This window comes from Micromonospora sp. NPDC049089, assembly GCF_040648775.1.
Taxonomy (GTDB): Bacteria; Actinomycetota; Actinomycetes; order Mycobacteriales; family Micromonosporaceae; genus Micromonospora.
The window spans coordinates 1-21351 of sequence record NZ_JBEZEH010000082.1 but is presented as its reverse complement, the minus strand read 5'-3'; the positions used below and the strand labels follow the sequence as shown (position 1 = coordinate 21351).

General features: G+C 70.9%; 22 protein-coding genes. 14 read left to right on the top strand and 8 right to left on the bottom strand.

Annotation, left to right across the window (positions count from 1 at the left end; all coding sequences use genetic code 11):
- Position 1: 1 nt before the first annotated feature.
- Both AB0B48_RS16230 and AB0B48_RS16225 read right to left on the bottom strand, forming a co-directional pair.
- Positions 2-352 carry a metalloregulator ArsR/SmtB family transcription factor gene (locus tag AB0B48_RS16230; RefSeq protein ID WP_357201718.1) on the bottom strand — a complete coding sequence of 117 codons (351 nt, stop codon included), beginning with the start codon at positions 350-352 and terminating at the stop codon, positions 2-4.
- Positions 349-807 carry an SRPBCC domain-containing protein gene (locus AB0B48_RS16225; protein WP_357201715.1) on the bottom strand — a complete coding sequence of 153 codons (459 nt, stop codon included), beginning with the start codon at positions 805-807 and terminating at the stop codon, positions 349-351. The genes AB0B48_RS16230 and AB0B48_RS16225 overlap by 4 nt, the downstream gene beginning before the upstream one ends.
- A 114-nt stretch (positions 808-921) precedes the next feature.
- Between AB0B48_RS16225 and AB0B48_RS16220 the strand changes: the two genes are divergently transcribed.
- Positions 922-1296, top strand: coding sequence for a VOC family protein (locus AB0B48_RS16220; RefSeq protein ID WP_357201712.1), 375 nt, complete (start codon positions 922-924; stop codon positions 1294-1296).
- A 171-nt stretch (positions 1297-1467) separates the two neighbouring features.
- Here AB0B48_RS16220 and AB0B48_RS16215 read toward each other — a convergent pair whose 3' ends face one another.
- Positions 1468-1845: a helix-turn-helix domain-containing protein gene (locus AB0B48_RS16215; RefSeq protein WP_357201709.1), complete on the bottom strand. Its 378-nt coding sequence runs from the start codon at positions 1843-1845 to the stop codon at positions 1468-1470.
- A 100-nt stretch (positions 1846-1945) separates the two neighbouring features.
- Between AB0B48_RS16215 and AB0B48_RS16210 the strand changes: the two genes are divergently transcribed.
- Both AB0B48_RS16210 and AB0B48_RS16205 read left to right on the top strand, forming a co-directional pair.
- On the top strand, positions 1946-2311 hold the full coding sequence (locus tag AB0B48_RS16210) for a DoxX family protein (RefSeq protein WP_357201706.1): 366 nt from the start codon (positions 1946-1948) through the stop codon (positions 2309-2311).
- A gap of 55 nt (positions 2312-2366) precedes the next feature.
- On the top strand, positions 2367-3173 hold the full coding sequence (locus AB0B48_RS16205; RefSeq protein ID WP_357201703.1) for a hypothetical protein: 807 nt from the start codon (positions 2367-2369) through the stop codon (positions 3171-3173).
- Positions 3174-3308: 135 nt separating this feature from the next.
- Here AB0B48_RS16205 and AB0B48_RS16200 read toward each other — a convergent pair whose 3' ends face one another.
- Positions 3309-4079: a class I SAM-dependent methyltransferase gene (locus AB0B48_RS16200; RefSeq protein WP_357201743.1), complete on the bottom strand. Its 771-nt coding sequence runs from the start codon at positions 4077-4079 to the stop codon at positions 3309-3311.
- Positions 4080-4119: 40 nt separating this feature from the next.
- Between AB0B48_RS16200 and AB0B48_RS16195 the strand changes: the two genes are divergently transcribed.
- Positions 4120-4686: a DUF3592 domain-containing protein gene (locus AB0B48_RS16195; protein ID WP_357201700.1), complete on the top strand. Its 567-nt coding sequence runs from the start codon at positions 4120-4122 to the stop codon at positions 4684-4686.
- On the opposite strand, the gene AB0B48_RS16190 is transcribed toward AB0B48_RS16195, so the two are convergent.
- Positions 4679-5365 (bottom strand): hypothetical protein, encoded by a 687-nt coding sequence (locus AB0B48_RS16190; protein WP_357201697.1) that lies wholly within the window; start codon positions 5363-5365, stop codon positions 4679-4681. The two genes, AB0B48_RS16195 and AB0B48_RS16190, sit on opposite strands and share 8 nt — an antisense overlap.
- Before the next feature lie 687 nt (positions 5366-6052).
- Here AB0B48_RS16190 and AB0B48_RS16185 point away from each other — a divergent pair.
- Positions 6053-6592, top strand: a complete 540-nt coding sequence (locus tag AB0B48_RS16185) for a hypothetical protein (protein ID WP_357201694.1) — start codon at positions 6053-6055, stop codon at positions 6590-6592.
- A gap of 118 nt (positions 6593-6710) precedes the next feature.
- On the opposite strand, the gene ychF is transcribed toward AB0B48_RS16185, so the two are convergent.
- Positions 6711-7796 carry a redox-regulated ATPase YchF gene (gene ychF, locus AB0B48_RS16180; protein ID WP_355010165.1) on the bottom strand — a complete coding sequence of 362 codons (1086 nt, stop codon included), beginning with the start codon at positions 7794-7796 and terminating at the stop codon, positions 6711-6713.
- Between the two features lie 143 nt (positions 7797-7939).
- Here ychF and AB0B48_RS16175 point away from each other — a divergent pair, with 143 nt between their 5' ends.
- Entirely contained in the window at positions 7940-8509 is a 570-nt protein-coding gene (locus AB0B48_RS16175) for an exonuclease (protein WP_357201690.1), read from the top strand.
- 3 nt (positions 8510-8512) lie between these two features.
- Here the strand turns inward: AB0B48_RS16175 and AB0B48_RS16170 are convergent, their stop codons facing one another.
- Together AB0B48_RS16170 and AB0B48_RS16165 are read right to left on the bottom strand one after the other, a co-directional pair.
- The gene (locus AB0B48_RS16170; protein ID WP_357201687.1) at positions 8513-9247 is read right to left on the bottom strand and encodes a peptidase E; all 735 of its coding nucleotides are present in this window, start codon (positions 9245-9247) and stop codon (positions 8513-8515) included.
- Between the two features lie 114 nt (positions 9248-9361).
- A complete protein-coding gene (locus AB0B48_RS16165; protein WP_357201684.1) occupies positions 9362-9865 on the bottom strand; it encodes a hypothetical protein in 504 nt (167 codons plus the stop codon).
- Positions 9866-10004: 139 nt separating this feature from the next.
- On the opposite strand from AB0B48_RS16165, the gene AB0B48_RS16160 reads away from it, so the two are divergent.
- The 8 genes from AB0B48_RS16160 (at position 10005) to valS (ending at position 21261) form a co-directional block, all read left to right on the top strand.
- Entirely contained in the window at positions 10005-10514 is a 510-nt protein-coding gene (locus AB0B48_RS16160) for a SigE family RNA polymerase sigma factor (protein WP_112583752.1), read from the top strand.
- On the top strand, positions 10511-11029 hold the full coding sequence (locus tag AB0B48_RS16155) for a hypothetical protein (RefSeq protein ID WP_357201681.1): 519 nt from the start codon (positions 10511-10513) through the stop codon (positions 11027-11029). Before AB0B48_RS16160 ends, AB0B48_RS16155 begins: the two co-directional genes overlap by 4 nt.
- A 284-nt stretch (positions 11030-11313) precedes the next feature.
- The gene (locus AB0B48_RS16150; protein WP_357201678.1) at positions 11314-12765 is read left to right on the top strand and encodes an FAD-dependent oxidoreductase; all 1452 of its coding nucleotides are present in this window, start codon (positions 11314-11316) and stop codon (positions 12763-12765) included.
- A 78-nt stretch (positions 12766-12843) separates the two neighbouring features.
- Complete coding sequence (locus tag AB0B48_RS16145) at positions 12844-14328, top strand: AlkA N-terminal domain-containing protein (RefSeq protein WP_357201675.1); 1485 nt, start codon at positions 12844-12846, stop codon at positions 14326-14328.
- Positions 14325-14834: a methylated-DNA--[protein]-cysteine S-methyltransferase gene (locus AB0B48_RS16140; RefSeq protein WP_355010172.1), complete on the top strand. Its 510-nt coding sequence runs from the start codon at positions 14325-14327 to the stop codon at positions 14832-14834. Before AB0B48_RS16145 ends, AB0B48_RS16140 begins: the two co-directional genes overlap by 4 nt.
- 37 nt (positions 14835-14871) lie before the next feature.
- Positions 14872-16728 carry an ABC transporter ATP-binding protein gene (locus AB0B48_RS16135; protein ID WP_357201671.1) on the top strand — a complete coding sequence of 619 codons (1857 nt, stop codon included), beginning with the start codon at positions 14872-14874 and terminating at the stop codon, positions 16726-16728.
- Positions 16725-18605, top strand: coding sequence for an ABC transporter ATP-binding protein (locus AB0B48_RS16130; RefSeq protein ID WP_357201668.1), 1881 nt, complete (start codon positions 16725-16727; stop codon positions 18603-18605). Before AB0B48_RS16135 ends, AB0B48_RS16130 begins: the two co-directional genes overlap by 4 nt.
- 91 nt (positions 18606-18696) lie before the next feature.
- Positions 18697-21261 (top strand): valine--tRNA ligase, encoded by a 2565-nt coding sequence (gene valS / locus AB0B48_RS16125; protein WP_357201665.1) that lies wholly within the window; start codon positions 18697-18699, stop codon positions 21259-21261.
- The last annotated feature ends 90 nt before the right edge of the window (positions 21262-21351 follow it).

Genomic DNA, 21351 nt, shown 5'->3' with positions numbered 1-21351 from the left:
CTCAGTCTCCTTCGTCGTTGGTGCGGGTGCGTTCGATCGCCTCGGCGATGCGCTTGATCCGGCGCAGTCGGGCGTCCCAGGTGGAGCCGACCGCCGACAGTTGGGCGACAGCGCGGCCGAGTTGCGCCTCGTCCACCTGGTAATGGCGCTCGCGACCGGCCGGTTCGGCGTGGATCAGCCCAACCCGGTCGAGGACCGCAAGGTGCTTCGAGACGGCCTGACGGGTGACGGGTAGCCGCCTGCTCAACGAGGTGGCCGTGCCCGGCCCGTCGGCGAGAAGAAGATCGATCATCGTACGCCGGATCGGGTCGCCGATCGCCGACCACAGATCGTCGTCGACCACCGCGCTCACGGGGTCGCGACCAGCCGCGCGACGTACTCACCCAGCCGGGGCATGTAGTGGTCCCAACCGTTTTCGTGGTCGCGGTACTGCTCCTCCAGGACGGCGACCTCCCAACCCAGCTCGCGGAATCCGGTCTCGGTCATCCGGATCAGCGTCCCGGTGCCGCTGGGTACCAGGTCGAAGGTGACGAACAGCGCCTGCCCGCTCCGGTCCGGCTCGGTGAAGCACCACCGGAAGGAGAACCGCTTCGGCGGGTCGACCTCGACGACGGCGAGCGCGACGGTCTTCGTCTCGCCGGTGTCGGCGTCGCGCCAGATCAGCTCGCCGGGCGCACCGGCGACGGATTCGAACCGCGCGTCGTCGGGCCACCACTCCCGCATGTGCTGGGGCTGGCTGACCACCTCGAAGACGACCTCGGGGGACGCGTTGACGTGGATGTCGCGTTCGATCGTTCCCTGTTCCATGTCCACAACCTTCCGCAACCTTTGGTTGCACTTAACCTACGACAGCCGGCACCCATCGCGCAACCTTTCGTTGCGCTTCGGGGTTTCGTCGTACCCGGGGTGCACGATCGGCGCATGTCTGAGCCATCGCCACACCGACACCACGCCATCGACTACGTCGAGCTCACGGTGACCGACCTCGCCGTGGCCAAGCGCTTCTACGCCGATGCGTTCGGTTGGCAGTTCAACGACTACGGGCCGGAGTACGCCGGCATCCGCAGCCCACACGGCGACGCCGCTCCCGAGGTCGGCGGTCTCCGTCTGGACGCGGAGGTTCGGGCGGGCGGCCCACTCGTGCTGCTCTACTCCACCGACCTGGACCGGTCCGTGCAGGCCGTCAAGGAGGCCGGCGGCCAGGTGGTCAACGGGCCGTACGAGTTCCCCGGTGGCCGGCGGTTCCACTTCACCGACCCCAGCGGCAACGAGCTGGGTGCCTGGGCCGAGCAGTAGGGCGAGATCCGGCGAGGGCGACGACCTGGCCGATCACCTCCCGGCTTATGTGCCCACTCTGGACAAGCGACCTCGCCGTCCGTCCGAGGGACACAGGAGATCCGCGCGGGCCCGTGGCGCGCCGTGACGGGCGGTTGCCCCGGCCCTCGGAGCGCCGCAACCACCCGCAGGTCAGCGCTCGCGCAGGTCGTAGGTGTGCTGATTGCGCTCGATGTCCGGGTTGTGTTCGACAGCCCACTCGGCGAGGGTCACTGCGGGCCCGATCAGCGTGCGGCCGGTGTCGGTGAGCTGGTACTCGACGCGCGGAGGCACCTCGGCGAAGACGTGCCGGGAGACGAGGCCGTCGCGTTCCAGGTGCCGAAGGGTCCGGGTCAGCATGCGCTGAGAAACCCCCGGGATGCGCTGCTGCAACTCGCTGAAGCGCATGCGTTCGCCGTCGAGGGTAGCCACAACCAGCAGGCTCCACTTGTCGCCGATCCGGTTGAGGATGCCGCGAATGGCACGGCCGCCGTCGCCACGGATCAGACACGACTTCCCGTGCTTCAACATGACCCCTCGATGTGGGTAGGGCACAGCGATGTGCCTTTTGTAGAGCCCTCGATCATGCCCCAGGATCTGGTTACTTACTACTCGCGACCACGGGGGACTGATGGAGATCGCGTACTGGATCGTCGGCGGGCTGCTCGCGCTGTTCTACCTGTACTCAGGCGGTATGAAGGTCGTCCGGAGCCAGGCGCAGCTCGCACCGATGATGGCGTGGGCAGGCACCGCGGTCCCGATGGCCGGCGTACGCGCCATCGGCCTGTTGGAGGTGCTCGGAGGCGTCGGCCTCATCCTGCCGCCGCTCACGGGAATCGCACCCGTCCTCGCCGTCGCGGCAGCCGCCGGGCTGACGATCCTGCAGGTCCTCGCGGCCGGGTTCCACCTCTCCCGAGGCGAACGGAAGGACGTCTGGCTGAACCTGGTTCTGGTCGTCGTCGGCGCGATCGTCACCTGGATCGCGGCCGCCCTCTGAGCGCCCAACGAAGGCGCGAGAGCGGCAGGACCGGTGGCTCCGGCAGAGTGTCCCCATGGCCGGAAGAGGACTGGACGTCGAGGGCTGGATTGCGCGCGAGGGTGCACTGAGTCGGGTCCCGGCCGCCTTCGCCGGTGTTGTCGACGCGGCACGCGCTCGGATAGCCGAATCGTTCGACGGTGGTCGGCTGCACAGCGCCTACATCTACGGCAGCATCCCGCGCGGCACCGCCATCCTCGGCGTCTCCGACCTCGACCTGCTTCTCGCCCTGCGCACCGAACCAACCGAGGCCGACCGTGCGGCTGCCACCAGCATCGAGCAGGACCTCGACCGGTCCTTCCCGCAGATCGACGGCGTGGGCATCCTGCTGTTCAGTGCACGTACGCTGCTCAGCGAGCTTGAGCGGCACGACCTTGGATTCTTCGTCGCCTGCCTGTGCACCCCCCTGCTGGGCGACGACCTCGCCGACCAACTCCCCCGCTACCGGCCCACTCCCCTGCTCGCCCGCGAGACGAACGGCGACCTCTCCCTTGCGCTTCCGGGGTGGCGCCGCCAGGCAGCCGAAGCGGACACTGACCAGCAACGTAAGGCCCTCAGCCGGGTCGTAGCTCGTCGCATCGTCAGGACCGGATTCACGCTGATCATGCCTCGATGGGGAGGCTGGACGAGCGACCTTACTCAGTCCGCCGAGGCGTTCGGGCTCCACTATCCGGAACGCGCCGGGCAGATGCGTAGAGCTGCTGTCGTCGGCCGCAGGCCTTCGCCGGCTCCGGGCGTGCTCGGCGAACTCATCGACGACCTCGGGCCCTGGCTCGCTGCGGAGTACGTGGCGGTCCATGGTGAGAAGGCCGCCCGCCCCTGACCTACCGGAGGTCCTCGCCTGTCAGGACGGGACAGCCGAACATGTCAGTGAGGACGGCCCGCTGGTGCATCTTGTCCGCGCCGCCGGCAGAGACACCCCTCGGCTGCACGTGCCGGTTCACCAGGTCTCCGACCGTCAGCTCCGGCGGGCGCGCAGCACGCCGGTCAGCATCGGCAGCGTGAACTCGCCGTGCGCGGTTTCGGCTCGGCTCCCGAGAAAGGACCGGATCCGGCCGAGGGTGGCCTCTCGCTCCTCGTCCGGCATGACCAGCATCCCGGCCCGCGTCGCGAGCGTCGCGACGAGCGAGTCGGCCGTACGCCGCTGACCGTGCGGGAACTCGGCCTGCTCTGCCGATTCGAACCGGGCGATCAGGCCGGGGCTCGGAACGAGCATGTCCGCCGTCGCGGCGCGCCAACTGCTCAACGTGTCACGCGGGCCGATGGCCGCACTCCCGCTGACCCCTTCGAGCCCGGCAACCCAGTCGATCCGGTCGTCCATGATGTTCCACAGACCGGCCAGGATGCCGCCAGGGGCGAGAACCCGGGCGATCTCCGCCCCCGCGACGGCCATGTCGAACCAGTGCAGGGCGTTGCCGGCGAGCACGGCATCGACGGACCCGTCCGGCAACGGGATGGCCTCGGCGCTGCCCGGCAGGGCATTGACGGTCGGCACCGCACGGCGCAGCTCGGCGAGCATCGCCGGGTCAGGTTCGACAGCCACGACGTCCGCGCCCACCGCCGCCAGCGTCGCGGACAGCTTGCCGGTGCCAGCGCCCAGGTCGAGCACGCGTAGGCCGGGGGCGGGCTCCAGCGCCCACCGCACTGCGGCCTGCGCGTAATCCGGGCGGTGTTCCGCGTACGCGGTCGCCGCCGCGCCGAACGATGATCGAAGCAACTGTTCCGTCACCCGGTCAACGTACCGCCGCTCGTCGACATCGACTGTCACCATGGCCAGCGTGCAGATCCTGCAAAGCTGGTGGCGCGTCCGCTACCCCGTCTACACGCTCGGCCTCGTGGTCGGAATGGTCATGTTGTGGCTGCCCTTCAAGACCTTTCAGGACAACGACGCCTGGGAGAGCCGACTGCGGGTCCATGGTGTGCCAGCCCAGGCAGTTGTCGATGAACTTGTGCACAAGCGGCGAAAGACGATGCACCTGAGCTACGAATTCGCCGGTGCTCAGCGTCAGGCCGAGGTTGGCTGTTGGGAGGTCTGCCTGGCGGCCGGCAGCGCGGTGCGGATCTGGGTCAACCCCAACGACCCGGATGACTTCGTGACCGACTTCGGCATCCTCAGCGGGCATCGGGGCCGGCTGCAGGGGGTGGTCGGAGCGGCAGGACTCCTTCTGTCCGGGTGGATGGCGCTGGCCGTGATCGCCCGCCTTCACCAGCAACGACGCGGCCACCGGCGACAGGACTGGCAGCGGCAGCAACGAGACCAGCGCCGTCGACAGCTCGCGAACGCCAGGGCCGGAAGGAAACGCAAGCCGAGTCGGCGACGAACGTCGTTCAAGTGATCGACATCGCCGGTCGGCAGCTGTCGCTGATCGTCCTGGGCACCAGCCGCTGGCTCACAGACTCACGATTCGGCAGCATATGCGGATTGGTTGCGGCCAGAGACATGAGGCCACGATCGGCGCGCATCAGTTCAACTGTCTTTCTGGCAACAACCTTGTAGCTGTCGTGAAGCCTGACAGGCACGTCGAGTCCGTCCGCTCCTTCCGAGATGGGAAGTACGGCGTCCACTTCGGAGACGAACCTCGACATGAGGTCGCAGCATTCACGGGCGGAGTCTCGGACAGGCGCGGAGGCCGATAGCTCCAGTTCCGCCATGATACCTACGGCTTTTACGCTGGCATCGTAGAGTTCATCGGTATCCACAATAAACAGATGACCCTCTCCGGCCTCGATCATCTGCCTGATGTCAGCCGCCTTTCGACCCCAGTTCCAGATGGTCTGCATGAACTGTTTGTAGGTCTCTTCGCGGGACTCGCGGTGCCGAAGCTCATCCTCTCGCTGCCACTGCGCCGCTCGGTCCTGGCGCTCCCGCTCCCAGCGTTCCTGCTCTCGTTCGCGCTCCAAGTTCCACCGACGGTCCTCGCGGCGAGTGGTGAGGAACTGGGTCGAAATAGCGGCCCCGAGGGTCCCGATAACACCAAGCGCGGCGACGAGAAGAACCGGCCAGATCTGGTTCATGCCGGGAGTATCCAGCCTCGATGCAGCCGTAACGGCGCGCCCCGCCGTCTGGTCCGCCGATGACCCGCCGTCCCGAAGGAACCAGCATTGCCACCGCCAACAAGATGCCCGAGATCAGGAAGGGCATGGGTATGAGCGACGTGCCTTCCAGGATCAGCACACTCGTGGCAACCAACACGACACCGACACCAACGCGGACCTGTCGGGACTGCTGGCTCTCCGTCGGATGCGCGGGCCGAGCCCAGGTAACGGGGAACCGTCGCGCCACGGCGAGACGGACACCGAGTACGAACAGGAGAAAGAAGAAGATCACGAGCACCAGGCGGAACGCGACCAACACGGAGTTCGCGTCTCTCATGCGGCCATCATTCATGGGGGCGTCAAAGCTATTTGCACGAGCCATCGCACGACGAGTTGCGGCGGCTGCCTGACCTGGGGAAATGCGAATGCCGGGGCGGGCCGCCGCCGGCCACCGCCCCCATGCTTGGGACTTGCCACGCGGAACCGGCGCGCTCCTCCTTCAGAACGTACAGAACGTTCTCACCACCCGGCCGGCAGCCGGCTGTCCGGCCTCATGACCTGCGTGACAGATCAGTATCGGGACGTGGGTAGCACTTCACCGAGTGCTGGTCGGCAGAATGTCATGACGCCGAGCGCTGGCTGTCGCGCCGGCAGCGAAGGGGCCTCATGAGTTACGAACTTGAGTGGGCTGATCTGCCCGAACCTGCGTCGACCGCTCGCTCGCGCTTCGAAACGTGCTCCGACCTGGGGGATCTGTGCGTGCACGCTCCTCCATGCCTGAGCGAGTACGAGACGCTTGCGGCTACTTATCGGTTCCACCTGAACATCGCCGGCATGGGCCTTTGCCGCGACGGCATGCGCCGCACGGGCATGACCTACCAAGCAACCCCGCGGCCCTTCCCCGCCTGGCCGTTCGAGGGCATCGACGACTGGCAGTCTGCCGATCAAAGCCGGCGCGACGCCTACAACGAGGCCGAACGGGCGGCCTCAGCCCAGGCGATCCCTGGGATGGTGGGCATCCCAGAGTTCAAGCTCACGAGCAACGGTCCATGGCTGGTAGGAGCGAGGGAGATTGAGGAAGCGCTCGACCGCTATCAGGCTTCGCCTCCGCAGCTGCGTGCAGAGCTGGAGGGGGATGACCTGTGGGCGGCCTGGCTTGACTGGCTGAGACAAACCGTCAGCCATGGCGGCTTCACCGTAGGGTGACCTGCCGTCATCCCCGGATGTCTGACCGGACGTGAGATCCGCGTCCCGAGACAGATCTGTCACCTGAACGTTCAACGGACAGCGACAACGTAGGCACCTGCGGGAACAGGCCGGGGATTCAGACGTTGAAGCGGAACTCCACCACGTCGCCGTCCTGCATGACGTACTCCTTGCCCTCGATGCGGACCTTGCCCGCCGCCTTCGCCGACGCCATCGAACCGTGCTCGACCAGATCGTGGTAGGAGACCACCTCGGCCTTGATGAAGCCGCGCTGGAAGTCGCTGTGGATCACACCCGCGGCCTCCGGCGCGGTGGCGCCGACCGGGACGGTCCAGGCGCGCGCTTCCTTGGGGCCGGCCGTGAGGTACGTCTGGAGGCCGAGGGTGCGGAAGCCGACCCGGACGAGCTGGTTGAGGCCGGGCTCGTTCTGCCCGATCGACTCCAGCAGCTCGCGGGCCTCGTCCTCGGGCAGGTCCACCAGCTCAGATTCGATCTTGGCGTCCATGAAGATGGCCTCTGCGGGGGCGACCAGGGCGCGCAGCTCGTCGAGGAACGTCTCGTTGGCCAGCTCGGCCTCGTCGACGTTGAAGACGTACAGGAAGGGCTTTGTGGTGAGCAGGTGCAGCTCGCGCAGATGCTCCAGCTCGATCTTGGCGGCGGCGGCCCCGGAGTAGAGCGTGGTGCCACCGTCGAGCACCTCGATCGCGGCCTTCGCGGCGGCGACAGCGGCGGCCCGGTCCTTGCGGAGCTTGGCCTCCTTCTCCAACCTGGGCAGCGCCTTGTCCAGGGTCTGCAGGTCGGCGAGGATCAGCTCGGTGTTGATCGTCTCGATGTCGTCGGCCGGGGAGACCTTGCCGTCGACGTGCACCACGTTCGGGTCGGAGAAGGCCCGGACGACCTGGCAGATCGCCGAGGCGTCCCGGATGTTGGCCAGGAAGGCGTTGCCCCGGCCCTGCCCCTTCGACGCGCCGCGGACCAGGCCGGCGATGTCGACGAACGACACCGGCGCCGGCAGCACCTTCTGCGAGGAGAAGATCTCGGCCAGCTTGCCCAGCCGCTCGTCGGGCAACCCGACCACGCCGACGTTGGGCTCGATGGTGGCGAACGGGTAGTTCGCCGCCAGCACGTCGTTCTTGGTCAACGCGTTGAACAGCGTGCTCTTGCCGACGTTGGGCAGGCCGACGATGCCGATGGTGAGACTCACGACGGGCCAGCTTACGCCGGTCCCGGCCGGGCCGGTCCACGCGGCTCCGATTCGTCGCCGCGCCGCTGGTCGATCGTCGCTCCCACCGCGCCCCGTCAGGCGTTGCTAATCTCCCGGTTCGACGTTCCGCTGCTGGAGGTGGGATGACCTCGACGTTGCCCGAGCTGTACATCGCCGTCGATGTGGAGGCGGACGGGCCGATCCCCGGGCCGTACAGCATGATCTCGCTGGGCATGGCCGTGGCCGGCCGCCCGGACCTCACCTTCTACACCGAGCTGCGTCCCATCTCCGACGAGTTCGTCCCGGCGGCGTTGGCCGTCTCCGGCCTGGACCGGGACCGGCTGCTGCGGGAGGCACCCACCGCGCAGGAGGCGATGTCCGCCGCAGCGGCCTGGGTCGACGGGCTGCGCCGGGTCGGCCGTCCGGTCTTCCTCGCCGCCCCGGCCGTCTGGGACGGCATGTTCGTGCACTGGTACTTCGTCCGCTTCGTCGGGCACAGCCCGTTCGGTGCGACCGGCTCCGGTGTTGATCTCCGCAGCTACTGGATGGGGTTGACCGGCAGCGACTGGGCCCGGACCCACCAGGACACGATCAAGCACGAGTTGGGCCTGCACGACATGCCGCACACGCACCACGCCGGGGAGGACGCCGCCGAGCTGGCCCAGGTCTTCGACGCGGTGTTGCGCCGCCGACAGCCGGTCGAGGAGGCGTGACGCTCAGCCGAGCTGGCGGGGGGCGATGACCGCCTCCCGGACGCTGCCGTCCGCGCCGCGGCTGACCTCGTACGCCGAAACGCCCTCGCGGTCCGCGATTGCCTCGACCAGCCGGGTGCCCCGGTAGACCAGGCCGACGCCGTCGTCGGTGCAGTGGCTGGTGGGGAGCGTGCCGTCACCGACCAGCTCGTGCATCAGCGGGCGGCGCTGGCCCTCGCTGTCGTAGTGCACCCCGTTGCCGTACGGCAGCCAGGCCAGGCCCTCGGTGAAGCCGCGCAGCTTGGGGCCGAAGCTGTCGGTGGCACCGCCGACATGCCAGCAGATCGAGCCGGCGGAGACGCCGGCCAGCACCACGCCGGCCTGCCAGCACTCGTGCAGGATCTCGTCGAGCCCGTGCACCCGCCACACCGCGACCAGGTTGGCGACGCTGCCACCGCCGACCCAGATCACGTCCTGGGCGAGCAGGTGGGCGCGGACGTCCTCGACGTTCGGCATCGGGAACAGGGCGAGGTGTGACAGCCGGAACCGGGTGTCGGCGAACGCGCTGTAGACGGCGGTCAGCGAGGTGGGCTGGTCGCCGACGGCCTGCCCGAGGTAGCAGAGCCGCGGCTGCGGACCGGCTTCGGCCAACTCGGCCGCCAGCTCGAAGACCGGGCTGGGGCGCAGGTCGTACGGCCCGCGGTCGCCCCGGAAGAAGCCCATGCTGGTGGCGATGATGGTCGGTTCGCTGGCGGGCATCGGAGCGTCCTTCCGTCGAGGGCGGTGCGGTGTCCATCCTGCCGTAGCCGGTCTCCGGCGCGCTCGGTGTGGGGCCGACCGCCAGCCGCGGGTGGCGGTCAGACCTCGCCATGATCAACTGGACTGGTCGGGCCGCCGTTGGCGGGGCACCTCGACCTCTGGCCAGTGACCCAGGGCCCGACGGTCGGCCGGGGGCAGTTGCCCGGCGGCGGCGCGGGGCAGTGTGAACCGGTCGGCGGCGGCCGGCCCGGCCGAGACCGACTCGCGCAGCATCCAACGCACCTCGTCGGCCGTCCAGCCCAGCCCAGGCCGCGCGGCGATCTCGCGGATCAACCGCCGGCCGACGCTCGTGTCGTCGTCGTAGAAGCGCATGCACCAGTGGTGCGTCCACATCCCGAGGGCCCGCAGGCCCGCGTCATCGAGTGAGCCGGCCAACCGGCCGCAGGCCGTGTCGGGGAAGCTCTGCTCGCTGTCGCCCGCCCGGTCCCGTTCGATGGCGCCGACGGCGGCCGGCGCGACGGCCCGCATCCGGCGGTAGAAGGACTGCGCCACCGCGCGGGGCAGCGGCGGGAACGCACCCGGTGTCGACGCCGCCGCCCAACCCGCCACGCTCGTCATCCGCCGCACCCCTTCTTCAGTTGGTGGCCGGACGCTACCCGGCACGACCGACACTTTCGGGCCGAAAAACCCCACCGATCGCGGATAGCGACGATGACCTGGGACGTCTGTATCTGTGACAACGAAACGGGGGTGGTGGGTGGACGAGGACGAGCGCGCGCGGCTGGCCGAGTTCGTCGGCAGCCGGACTCCGGCGCTGATGCGGGTCGCGTACCTGCTGACCGGGGACCGCAACGCCGCCGAGGACCTGTTCCAGTCGGCGTTGGCGCGGACCATCCCGAAGTGGGGAACCATTCGGCACGCCGACCCCGAGGGCTACCTGCGCGTGGTGATGTACCGCGAGCAGATCAGCTGGTGGCGGCGACTTCGCCGGTGGCGGGAAACACCGCTCAACCCGGCGGACGAACCGGTCGGCGGCGACCCGAGCGGCGGCTCCGACGTGCGGTTGGCGATGCGGGCCGCGCTGCGCCACCTGCCACCGACGCAGCGGGCGGTGGTGGTCCTGCGCTACTACGAGGACCTCCCCGAAGCCCGGGTGGCCGAGTTGCTGGGCTGCTCGGTGGGGACCGTGCGCAGCCGTACCCATCGAGCTGTGAAGCGACTGCGCGACCTGCTGCCGGACGTCGACATGCTGGAGGTACGGCGATGACCGAACCCTTCGAGCACCTCATCCGCTCCACCCTCACCGACCTGGCCGAGGAGGCACCGATCGTGCATGACCAGTTGAGCCGAGCGGAACGGCGGGTGCGCAACAGACGTCGCGCCACTGTGGCAGTGGGGGCGGCGAGCACCCTGGCGGCGATCCTGATCGCCACTCCGCTCGCCCTCGCCGCGACCGGCTCGGACGGGCCTCCCCCGGCCGTGCCCAGTCCGGCCGGTCCGGCGCCCGTGCCCAGCCCACCCGTACCAACCCCGTCCGCGCCCACCGCGGTGCCGACGGCCGAGCCGAGCCCCGGTGGCGCGGACGCGAATCCGTCTGGCCCGCCCGGCGTACCGGAACGGCCGACGGTCTCGCCGACCCCGTTGACCACGCCGGGCGTACCAGGCAAGCCGGGGGCACCGGGTGTGCCGGCCGGACCGACCGCCTCACCAAGCCCGTCGAATCCGCCGGGCCCGCCCGGTGTGCCGGGCCGACCGACGGTGTCGCCGACGCCGTTGCGCTGACCAGGACCGGTCCGGTCGGTGGTTTCCTCGCGCCGGCCGGACCCGACCGTCCCACTGTCATCGCCGGTCACGGTGGCGCCGGTCACGCCACTGGCCTCCCGAGCCGGGGGGAACCGGTCCGAGATTCCGGTCACCCTCTCGCGCCATTCAGCGGTCCCGGCGAGCGTCACGCCCCGCGATGACCAGCGGGCACCGGCCACCGAATTTGTCGAGGCCGGCACGCCCGCTCATCCTTGGGCCATGACCGATCCCGGACGCCCGAGGCGCCAGCTGCGGGGGCGACGATGAGCACCGCCATGGCCCGGGTGCCCGACTCCCTCCGGGGGCAGATCGTCACGCCCGGCGACCGCCGGTACGCGCAACTGCGCTCGACGTACACCAGGTCGGCGTCACCGGCCGCGGTCCTGCTGCCGAAGACCACAGAGCAGGTCGTCGACGCGCTGCGCTACGCGCGGGAGCAGCGGCTGCCCATCGCGGTCCGCAGCGGCGGGCACGGCCTCTCCGGAGCCTCGTCCAACAACGGTGGGGTCGTCATCGACCTGTCCATGCTCAACCGGGTTCAGGTGATCGACGAGCGGGCCGGGCTGGTCCGGGTCGAGGCCGGTGCCCGCTGGGCGAACGTGGCGAAGGCGCTGGCCCCGTACGGCCTGGTGATCAGCTCGGGTGACTACGGCGGCGTCGGCGTCGGCGGCCTGGCCACCGGCGGTGGTGTCGGCTGGCTGGTCCGCGGCCACGGTCTCACCATCGACCGGGTCCGCGCCGTCGAGGTGGTGCTGGCGGACGGAACGCTGGTACGCGCGGACGCCGACCACGAGCCGGAGCTGTTCTGGTTGGTCCGCGGCGCCGGGGCCGGCGCGGGCATCGTGGTGGCCTTCGAGATCGCAGCGGTCGAGCAGCGCAACGTCGGTGTCGCGCAGCTCGTCGTCGAGGCGCATCCGGACGGCCGCACCGTCCGCGAGTGGACGAGCTACCTCACCCAGGCGCCACGGGAGCTGTCGGCGGCCGCCGTGGTGTTCGCCGAGGGTCGATCGGTCCTCATGTCCATCACCGCGGTGGTCGCCGCCGAGAGCCTGCGCCGGGCCCGGCCGGCGGTGGAGCCGCTGCTCGCCATCGGCAAGGTGCTCGAACACCGGACCGACCTGCTGCCCTACCCGACGCTGGTACCGACCGCGCACCTCAACCCCAACGTCGGGCAGCAGCGTGGCACGACCACGAACGGTCTGTTCACCTCGCTGGACGACGCCGGGGCGCGGGCCGTGACTCGGGCGGTGACCGGGCCGGGGCGGGCGGTGATCCAGCTCCGCTCGTTGGGCGGCGCTGTCAACGACGTCGCCTCCGACGCGACCGCGTACCCGCATCGCCACCAGGACACGCTGATCGTGGCCTCGGTGTTTCCGCCGCAGGCCGACGCCGCGTTCAACGCCGCCTGGCGGGCCGCCGGAGCCCGCGCCGACGGCGCGTACGTCAACTTCGAGAGCCGGCCGGACCCGGCCGCCTTCGCCCGGATCTACCCGGGCGAGACCGGGGCCCGGGTTCGGCGGCTGTGGAAGCGGTACGACCCGGACGGTGTGTTCCGATCGGCCCTGCTGACCGGCCAGCCACACCGCGCCACCCAGCCGAGCCGAGCCGCACAGCCGAGCCAGTCGAGCCAGTCGAGCCGATCCGGCCAGCCGAGCCCATCCGGCCAGGCGGGCCGATCGGGCCAGCCGCACCGGCGGCGTCGACGCCCCCGTTGACCGGCTCGCCGCGTACCGGCACACCCAGGTCCGATTCCCGCCAGCCGATGACCGGCCGAGCGGGGCATCATCGGTGACATGGAGATGGACTTCGAGCGGTGTTACCGGGCCGTCGACAGCCGTGACCAGCGGTTTGACGGCTGGTTCTACACCGGTGTGACGTCCACCGGGATCTACTGCCGGCCGTCCTGCCCGGCGATCACGCCCAAGCGGCAGAACGTCCGGTTCTTCCCGTCCGCCGCCGCCGCGCAGGGCGCCGGGCTGCGCGCCTGCCGCCGCTGCCGGCCGGACGCCGCGCCCGGCTCACCGCTCTGGGACGTCCGCGCGGACGTGGTCGGTCGGGCGATGCGGCTGATCGCCGACGGGGTCGTCGACCGGGACGGCGTACCGGGGTTGGCTTCCCGGCTGGGCTACACCGAGCGGCACCTGCACCGGATGCTGCGCGCCGAGATGGGTGCCGGGCCGCTCGCGCTGGCCCGGGCCCAACGCGCTCAGACCGCCCGGATCCTGATCGAGACGACCGACCTGGCGATGGCCGAGATCGCGTTCGCCGCCGGCTTCGGCAGCGTGCGGCAGTTCAACGACACGCTTCGCGAGGTGTACGCGAGCGCACCGTCGGACCTGCGCACTGCCCGTGGCCGCCAGCAGGCGCCGGCCGGGGCGGGGACCATCTCGCTCCGGCTGGCGTACCGCCCGCCGCTGCACGCCCGGGCGCTGCTGGACTTCCTCGCGGTGCGGGCGTTGCCCGGCGTGGAGGCGGTCCGCGACGGGACGTACCACCGGGGTCTGCGGTTGCCGCACGGCACCGGCCAGGTGGCGCTGACCCCGACGGACGGGCACGTGGCGGCGACGTTGCGGCTGGCCGACCTGCGCGACCTGGCGCCGGCGGTGGCCCGCTGCCGCCGGTTGCTCGACCTGGACGCGGACCCGGCGGCCATCGACGCCACGCTGGCCGCCGACCCGGCGCTGGCACCGGCGATCACCGCCGAACCCGGCATCCGCGTCCCCCGTGCCGTCGACGGCTTTGAGCAGGCCGTCCGCGCCATCATCGGCCAGCAGGTCTCGGTGACCTCGGCAAGAACAACCCTCACTCGCCTCCTCACCACCCACGCTCGCGTTGATCATGAGGTTGACGTGGTCGAAGAAGATCGAATCCCAGGTCAACCTCATGATCAACGCGATGAGCTGCGGGGGTTCCTGAGCGCGGAGGACCTGTTGGTCCTGCCGGACCCGGCGTTCGGGATGCCGGTGGGGCGGCGGGAGGCTCTGCGGGGGTTGGCTCGGGCCGTGGTGGACGGATCCGTCGACCTCGCCGCAGGGGTGGATCGGGAGGAGGCCGTTCGGCGGCTGCTCGCGCTGCCCGGCATCGGCCCGTGGACCGCCAACTACCTGGCCATGCGCGCCTTCGGCGACCCGGACGTCCTCCTCAGCTCCGACCTCGCGGTCCGGCGCGGCGCCGCGGCGCTCGGCCTGCCCGACACCCCACAAACCCTCGACACGTACGCCGAGCGTTGGCGTCCCTGGCGGTCCTACGCCACGATCAGACTCTGGAGAGCGGCATGAACATCGACAGCACCGTCCTGAGCACACCGGCCGGCCCACTGAGCATCCTCGCCGGCCCTGACGGTGACGTACGGGCGGCCGGCTTCACCCCCGACCCGGCGGTGCTGCTGCCCCTGGTCCATCCGGCCCTGCGGGCACCGCTACGGGAGCGGGCCGACCTCGGCCCGGTCAGTGCGGCGGTCCACTCCTACCTGGACGGTGACCTCGCGGCCATCGACACGGTGCCGGTGCGTCAACGCACCGGTGGCGAGTTCATGGCGCACGCCTGGCAGGTGCTGCGCGAGGTCCCGCCGGGCACCCCGGTCACCTACACCGGGTACGCCGCGCTGGCCGGTCGACCACCGGCGGTCCGAGCCGCTGCGGCTGCCTGCGCCCGGAACGCGGCAGCCCTCTTCGTGCCCTGCCACCGGGTTCTGCGCACCGACGGCACGCTCGGTGGCTACCGCTGGGGGCTGGACGTGAAGAAGTGGCTTCTCGGTCATGAGCGACGCTTGACAACAAGCTGACAGGAGCACCGACACTCATTGACGCTACCGTCTGGTAGTGCCTGTGGAGAGCGACGGCGACCCGGCCGCCCGGGCCGCCGCGGGCACCCACCCCGTGCACAACCTCTGGCGGCTTCGCCCCTACCTGCGCCCGTACGCCGCCAAGTTCGCCTGGCTGCTCGTCGCGGGTCTCGCCGGCACCGCGGCCGGGATCGCCGTACCGCTGGTCGTGCAGCGGGTCGTGGACGGGCCGGTGGCCCGACACGAACCGGCCGGGCTGCTCCAGCTCGGCGGCCTGGCCCTGCTGCTCGGCGTGGTCGAGGCGGTGCTCATCTTCATCCGCCGGTGGGTCCAGTCGTCCTCGGCGGTGGGCATGGAGGCGGCGCTGCGCGCCGACGTCTACGCCCACCTGCAACGGCTGCCGACCAGCTTCCACGACCGCTGGCAGTCCGGCCAGTTGCTCTCCCGGATCACCAGCGACCTGTCGGTGATCCGCCGGTTCCTCTCCTTCGGCGTCTTCTTCCTGGTGCTCAACCTGACCACGTACGTGGTCGTGGTGGTGCTGCTGATCAACCTGCACGCGGCGCTCGGGGTGCTGGTCGCGGCCAGCGCGGTGCCGCTGCTGCTGATCAGTCGCCGGTTCGGCCGGCACTACCACGCCGCGTCCCGCCGGATGCAGGACCAGCAGGGCGACGTGGCGACGCTGGTCGAGGAGACCGCACAGGGCCTGCGCACCATGAAGGCGTACGGGCGGGGGCCCGAGCTGGCCGCTCGCTTCGCCGGTGCGGCCCGGCGGCTGCACGACACGGGCGTCGGCAAGGGGCGGCTACTGGCGAACACCTCGGCGCTGCTCGACCTGGTACCCAACGTGACCCTGGGCGTGGTGCTGGCGGCCGGGGCGGCCGCCGCCGCGCACGGCGCGCTCACCATCGGCGAGCTGGTCGCGTTCGTCAGCCTCCAACTGATGCTCATCTGGCCGGTGCAGTCACTGGGCTGGATCATCGCCAACGGCCAGGAGGCGGCCACCGCCGCCGACCGCATCCAGGAGGTGCTGGACACTCCACCGGAGATAGTGGATTCCGCCGACGCTGTCGCGTTGCCGCGCAACGCGGTGCACGGTCGGTTGCGCTTCGAGCGGGTCGCGTTCAGCTATCCGGGTGCCACCACCGGGGTGCTGCGCGAGATCGACCTGACCATCGAGCCGGGCGAGACGCTGGCACTGGTCGGCGCCACCGGCTCCGGCAAGAGCACGCTGCTCTCCCTGGTGCCCCGGCTGCACGACGTGACCACCGGCCGGATCACCCTGGACGGGCACGACCTGCGCGAGCTGCGGCTGGCCTCGCTGCGTCGGCTGGTCGGCGTGGCGTTCGAGGAGCCGACGCTCTTCTCCATGTCGGTGCGGGAGAACCTCACCCTGGGCCGCCCGGACGCCGACGACGACGAGATCCGCGCGGCCCTCGCGCTGGCCCAGGCCGACTTCGCGTACGACCTGCCCTGGGGGTTGGCGACCCGGGTGGGCGAGCAGGGGTTGTCCCTCTCCGGCGGGCAACGGCAACGGCTCGCGTTGGCACGGGCCGTGCTCGGACGACCGGCGGTGCTGGTGCTGGACGATCCGCTCTCCGCTCTCGACGTGCACACCGAGGCCCTGGTCGAAGCGGCGCTGCGGCGGGTTCTGCGCGACAGCACCGCGCTGCTGGTGGTGCACCGGCCGTCGACGATCGCGCTGGCCGACCGGGTCGCCCTGCTGGAGGACGGACGGATCACGGCGACCGGCCGGCACTCCGACCTGCTGGCCACCGTCCCGGCGTACCGGGCGCTGCTCGCCGCCGAGCCGCCCGCCGGGCAGCCACCTCCGGCCGGGGCCAGCGGCCCGAGTTCGTCGCCTTCGGACGGGTGGGGGCTGGTGCGCTCGTGAGGGTGCCGGAGCAGGCCGACCCACCTCCCGAGGAGGAGCCCGAGCTCAACCGCTGGCGCGGAACCGCCACCGACCCGGAGGCCGACCGCAGTCGAGCTGAGGACACCAGCCCCGAGGCGGTGGCCCGGCTACGCCGGCTCAGCCGAACCCTGCTGGGCGACCTGCTCCGCCCGCATCGGCGGCGTCTCGCCGCGGCGGTCGCCCTGCTGCTGGCCCAGAACGCCGCCGCGATGGCCGGCCCGTACCTGGTCATGATCGGCATCGACCGGGCCATCCCGCCGTTGCGCGCCGGCGAGGCCAGCCCGCTGGTTACCGTCGCCGGGGCGTTCGCGGTGGCCGCGGTGACCGAGTACGCGGCCCGCCGCGGTTTCCTCACCATCTCCGCCCGGATCGGCCAGGCCGTCCTGCTCGACCTGCGGCAGCGGGTGTTCGGGCACTTCCTGCGGCTGTCGGTGGGCTTCCACGAGCGGTACACGTCCGGCCGGATGGTCTCCCGGCTCACCAGTGACCTGGACTCCATCGCGGAGCTGGTCGACGGTGGGATCGACAGCCTGGTGCTGGCCGGGCTCTCCATCCTGTCGGTGGCCGCCATCCTGCTGTGGCTGGACCTGCCGCTGGCGGCCGTGACGCTGCTCGCCTTCCCTTTCCTGTTCTGGCTCTCCCGCTGGTTCGCCCGGTCGTCGGCCAGCGCGTACCGACGGACCCGGGACGCGGTCGCGCTGGTCATCGTGCACTTCGTCGAGTCGATGCGGGGCATCCGGGCGGTGCAGGCGTTCCGCCGGGAGCCTCGCAACCAACGGATCTTCGTGGCGCTCGGCGACGACTACCGGCGGAGCAGCCTGCACGCGTTCCGGCTGATCGCCACGTACTCGCCAGCGATCAAGCTGATCGGCAACGTCACAGTGGCGGCGGTGCTCTGCTACGGCGGATGGCGGGTGCTCGGCGGACAGACCGAGATCGGTGTGCTCGCCGCGTTCCTGCTCTACCTACGCCGCTTCTTCGAGCCGATGCAGGAGCTGAGCCAGTTCTACAACTCGTTGCAGTCGGCCACCGCCGCACTTGAGAAGCTGGCCGGGGTGCTCGACGAACGACCGGCCGTCGCCGAACCGGCCCGGCCCACACCGCTGCCGACCGGTCCCGGCCGCGGCGAGTTGATCTTTTGCTCGGTCGGCTTTGGCTACCGGGCCGACACCCCGATTCTCTGCCGGCTGGAGCTGATAGTTCCGGCCGGGCAGACCGTGGCGCTGATCGGCCCCACCGGGGCGGGCAAGTCGACGATCGCCAAGTTGGTCGCCCGGTTCCACGACCCCGACACCGGCACGGTACGGCTGGACGGGGTCGACCTGCGTGACGTACGCGACGCCGACCTGCGCCGCGCGGTGGTGCTGGTGACGCAGGAGAACCACCTGTTCAGCGGGACCGTCGCGGAGAACATCAGGTTCGGTCGCCCGGGGGCCGACGACGCCGCCGTCCAGGCCGCCGCGCGGGCGATCGGGGCGCACGACTTCATCGCCGCACTACCCGAGGGGTACGCCACTCAGGTGCACCGGCGCGGCGGCCGGCTCTCCGCCGGCCAGCGGCAGCTGGTCGCGTTCGCCCGCGCGTTCCTGGCCGACCCGACAGTGCTGATCCTGGACGAGGCGACGTCGTCGCTGGACGTGCCGACGGAACGTCTGGTGCAGCGGGCACTCGGCACCATCCTGCGCGACCGCACCGCACTGGTGATCGCACACCGTCTGTCCACAGTGGAGACCGCTGACCGGGTGCTCGTCCTCGACGGCGGAAGGGTCGTCGAGGACGGCCCGCCGGCCGTGCTCGCCGAGGCCGACGGCCGGTACGCCGCCCTGCACCGCCAGTGGCGTGACTCGCTGATCTGACCGGGCCGCCCCACCGAGGCCACGACCGCCGGCCGGTGTGTTCGGTCGCAACTCCGTCGCCCCGCAGCCGGTAGGTGCCTACGATCGCAGGATGACCGATACGGCGAGGACGGCCCGCGCCGGCGTTCCCGAGCGTCCGACCCTGGACGGGCTCGAGGAGAGCTGGGCACGCCGCTGGCAGGAGGAAGGCACGTACGCGTTCGACCGCTCGAAGCAGCGGAGCGACGTGTTCTCGATCGACACCCCACCGCCGACCGTATCGGGCGAGTTGCACATGGGGCACGTCTTCTCGTACACGCACACCGACACCACGGCGCGGTACCAGCGGATGCGCGGCAAGGCCGTCTTCTACCCGATGGGCTGGGACGACAACGGCCTGCCCACCGAGCGTCGGGCGCAGAACGTGTACGGGGTGCGCTGCGATCCGGCGCTGCCGTACGACCCGGTGTGGCGGCCACCGGCGGCTCCGGTCGACGACGCGGCCCGCCGCGACCCCACCCCGATCTCCCGGCGCAACTTCATCGAGCTGTGCGAACGGTTGACCGTCACCGACGAGCAGGCCTTCGAGGCGCTGTGGCGACGGCTCGGGCTGTCGGTGGACTGGTCCCTGACGTACACGACCATCGGCCGGATCGCCCGGACCACCAGCCAACGGGCGTTCGTCCGCAACCTGCGCCGCGGCGAGGCGTACCAGTCGGAGGCGCCGACCCTGTGGGATGTCGGCTTCGCCACCGCTGTCGCCCAGGCGGAGTTGGAGGACCGGGAGCGCCCCGGCGCCTACCACCGGCTGCGGTTCACCGCGGCCGACGGGCGGGAGGTGCTCATCGACACCACCCGGCCGGAGCTGCTACCGGCCTGCGTGGCGCTGGTCTGCCACCCCGACGACGAGCGGTACGCCGACCTGGTGGGCACCACCGTGCGCAGTCCGCTGTTCGACGTCGACGTGCCGGTGTACGCCCATCCCCTCGCCGAACCCGGCAAGGGCACCGGTGTCGCGATGGTCTGCACGTTCGGTGACCTGACCGACGTGACCTGGTGGCGTGAGCTGGGGCTGGACACCCGGGTGGTGATCGGCCGGGACGGTCGGTTGCTCCCCGAGCCGCCGCATGGGGTGCCGGCCCAGCCGTACGCGGCGCTGGCCGGGCAGACCGTCAACGCCGCCCGTCGGGAGATCGTCGGGATGCTCGCCGACGCCGGTGACCTGATCGGCGAGCCGCGTCCGATCACCCACCCGGTCAAGTTCTACGAACGCGGCGACCGGCCACTGGAGATCGTGTCGACTCGACAGTGGTATCTGCGCAACGGCGGCCGGGACGAGGGGCTGCGAGCCACGCTGCTGGGCAGAGGCGAGCAGCTGCACTGGGTGCCGGCGCACATGAAACACCGCTATGACAACTGGGTGGGCGGCCTCAACGGGGACTGGCTGGTCAGCCGTCAGCGCTTCTTCGGTGTGCCGGTGCCGGTGTGGTACCGGCTCGACGACACTGGCGAGCCGGACTGGTCCCACCCTCTCACGCCGGACGAGTCCGCGCTGCCGGTCGACCCGTCGAGCGATCCGGCGCCCGGTTACGACGAGTCGCAACGCGGCCGACCGGGCGGCTTCATCGGCGACCCGGACGTTCTGGACACCTGGGCCACGTCCTCGGTGACCCCGCAGATCATCGGTGGCTGGGAGACCGACCCGGACCTGTTCGCCCGGGTCTTCCCGATGGACCTCCGCCCGCAGGGGCAGGAGATCATCCGGACCTGGCTCTTCGACACGGTGGTCCGCTCGCACTTCGAGCACGGGGTGCTGCCCTGGCGGGACACCGTGCTCTCGGGCTGGATCCTCGACCCGGACCACAAGAAGATGTCCAAGGCCAAGGGCAACGTGGTCACCCCGCTGGCGCTGCTGGAGCAGCACGGCTCCGACGCGGTGCGCTACTGGGCGGCCAGCGGCAAGCCCGGCATGGACCTGGCCTTCGACCCGGCGCAGATCAAGGTCGGCCGGCGACTGGCCACCAAACTGCTCAACGCGTCCAAGTTCGCGCTCGGGCTGGGCGCCGCCGACGCGTTGCGCGCCCCGACGACCGCACCACTGGACCGGGCCATGCTCGCCGAACTGGCCACCGTGGTCACCGCCGCCGGCACCGCCTTCGACTCGTACGACCACACGGCGGCCCTTCAGGTCACCGAGGCGTTCTTCTGGCGGTTCTGTGACGACTACATCGAGCTGGTCAAGGAGCGGGCCTACGGCACCGGCCCGGCGGCGGACTCCGCACGGGCGGCGCTGGCCTCGGCGCTGTCGGTGCAGCTGCGATTGTTCGCCCCGGTGCTGCCGTACGTGACCGAGGAGGTCTGGTCGTGGTGGCGGTACGGCTCGGTGCACCAGGCGCCGTGGCCCACCACCTACGAGGTGAGCCGGACGATCGAGGGCTCGGGTGACCCGGCGCTGCTGCGGCTCGCCGGTGACGCGTTGAGCCAGGTGCGACGGGCCAAATCCGAGCGGAAGCTGTCGATGAAGGCGGAGGTGCCGTTGGCGGAGGCGCTCGGCCCGGCGGCGCTGCTGGAGCAGCTCACGCTGGTCGCCGACGACCTACGGGCGGCGGGCCGGATCGGCAAACTCGACCTGCTCCCGGACCGTACCCCGGAGTTGGTCATCGCCTGCGCCTTCTGACCTGCCGGGGGGGGGGGGGGGGGCCGGGGGGGGGGGGGCGGCGGCGGGGGGGGCCGCGCCCGGCCGGCGGCGCCGGCGCCGCGTCGCGAC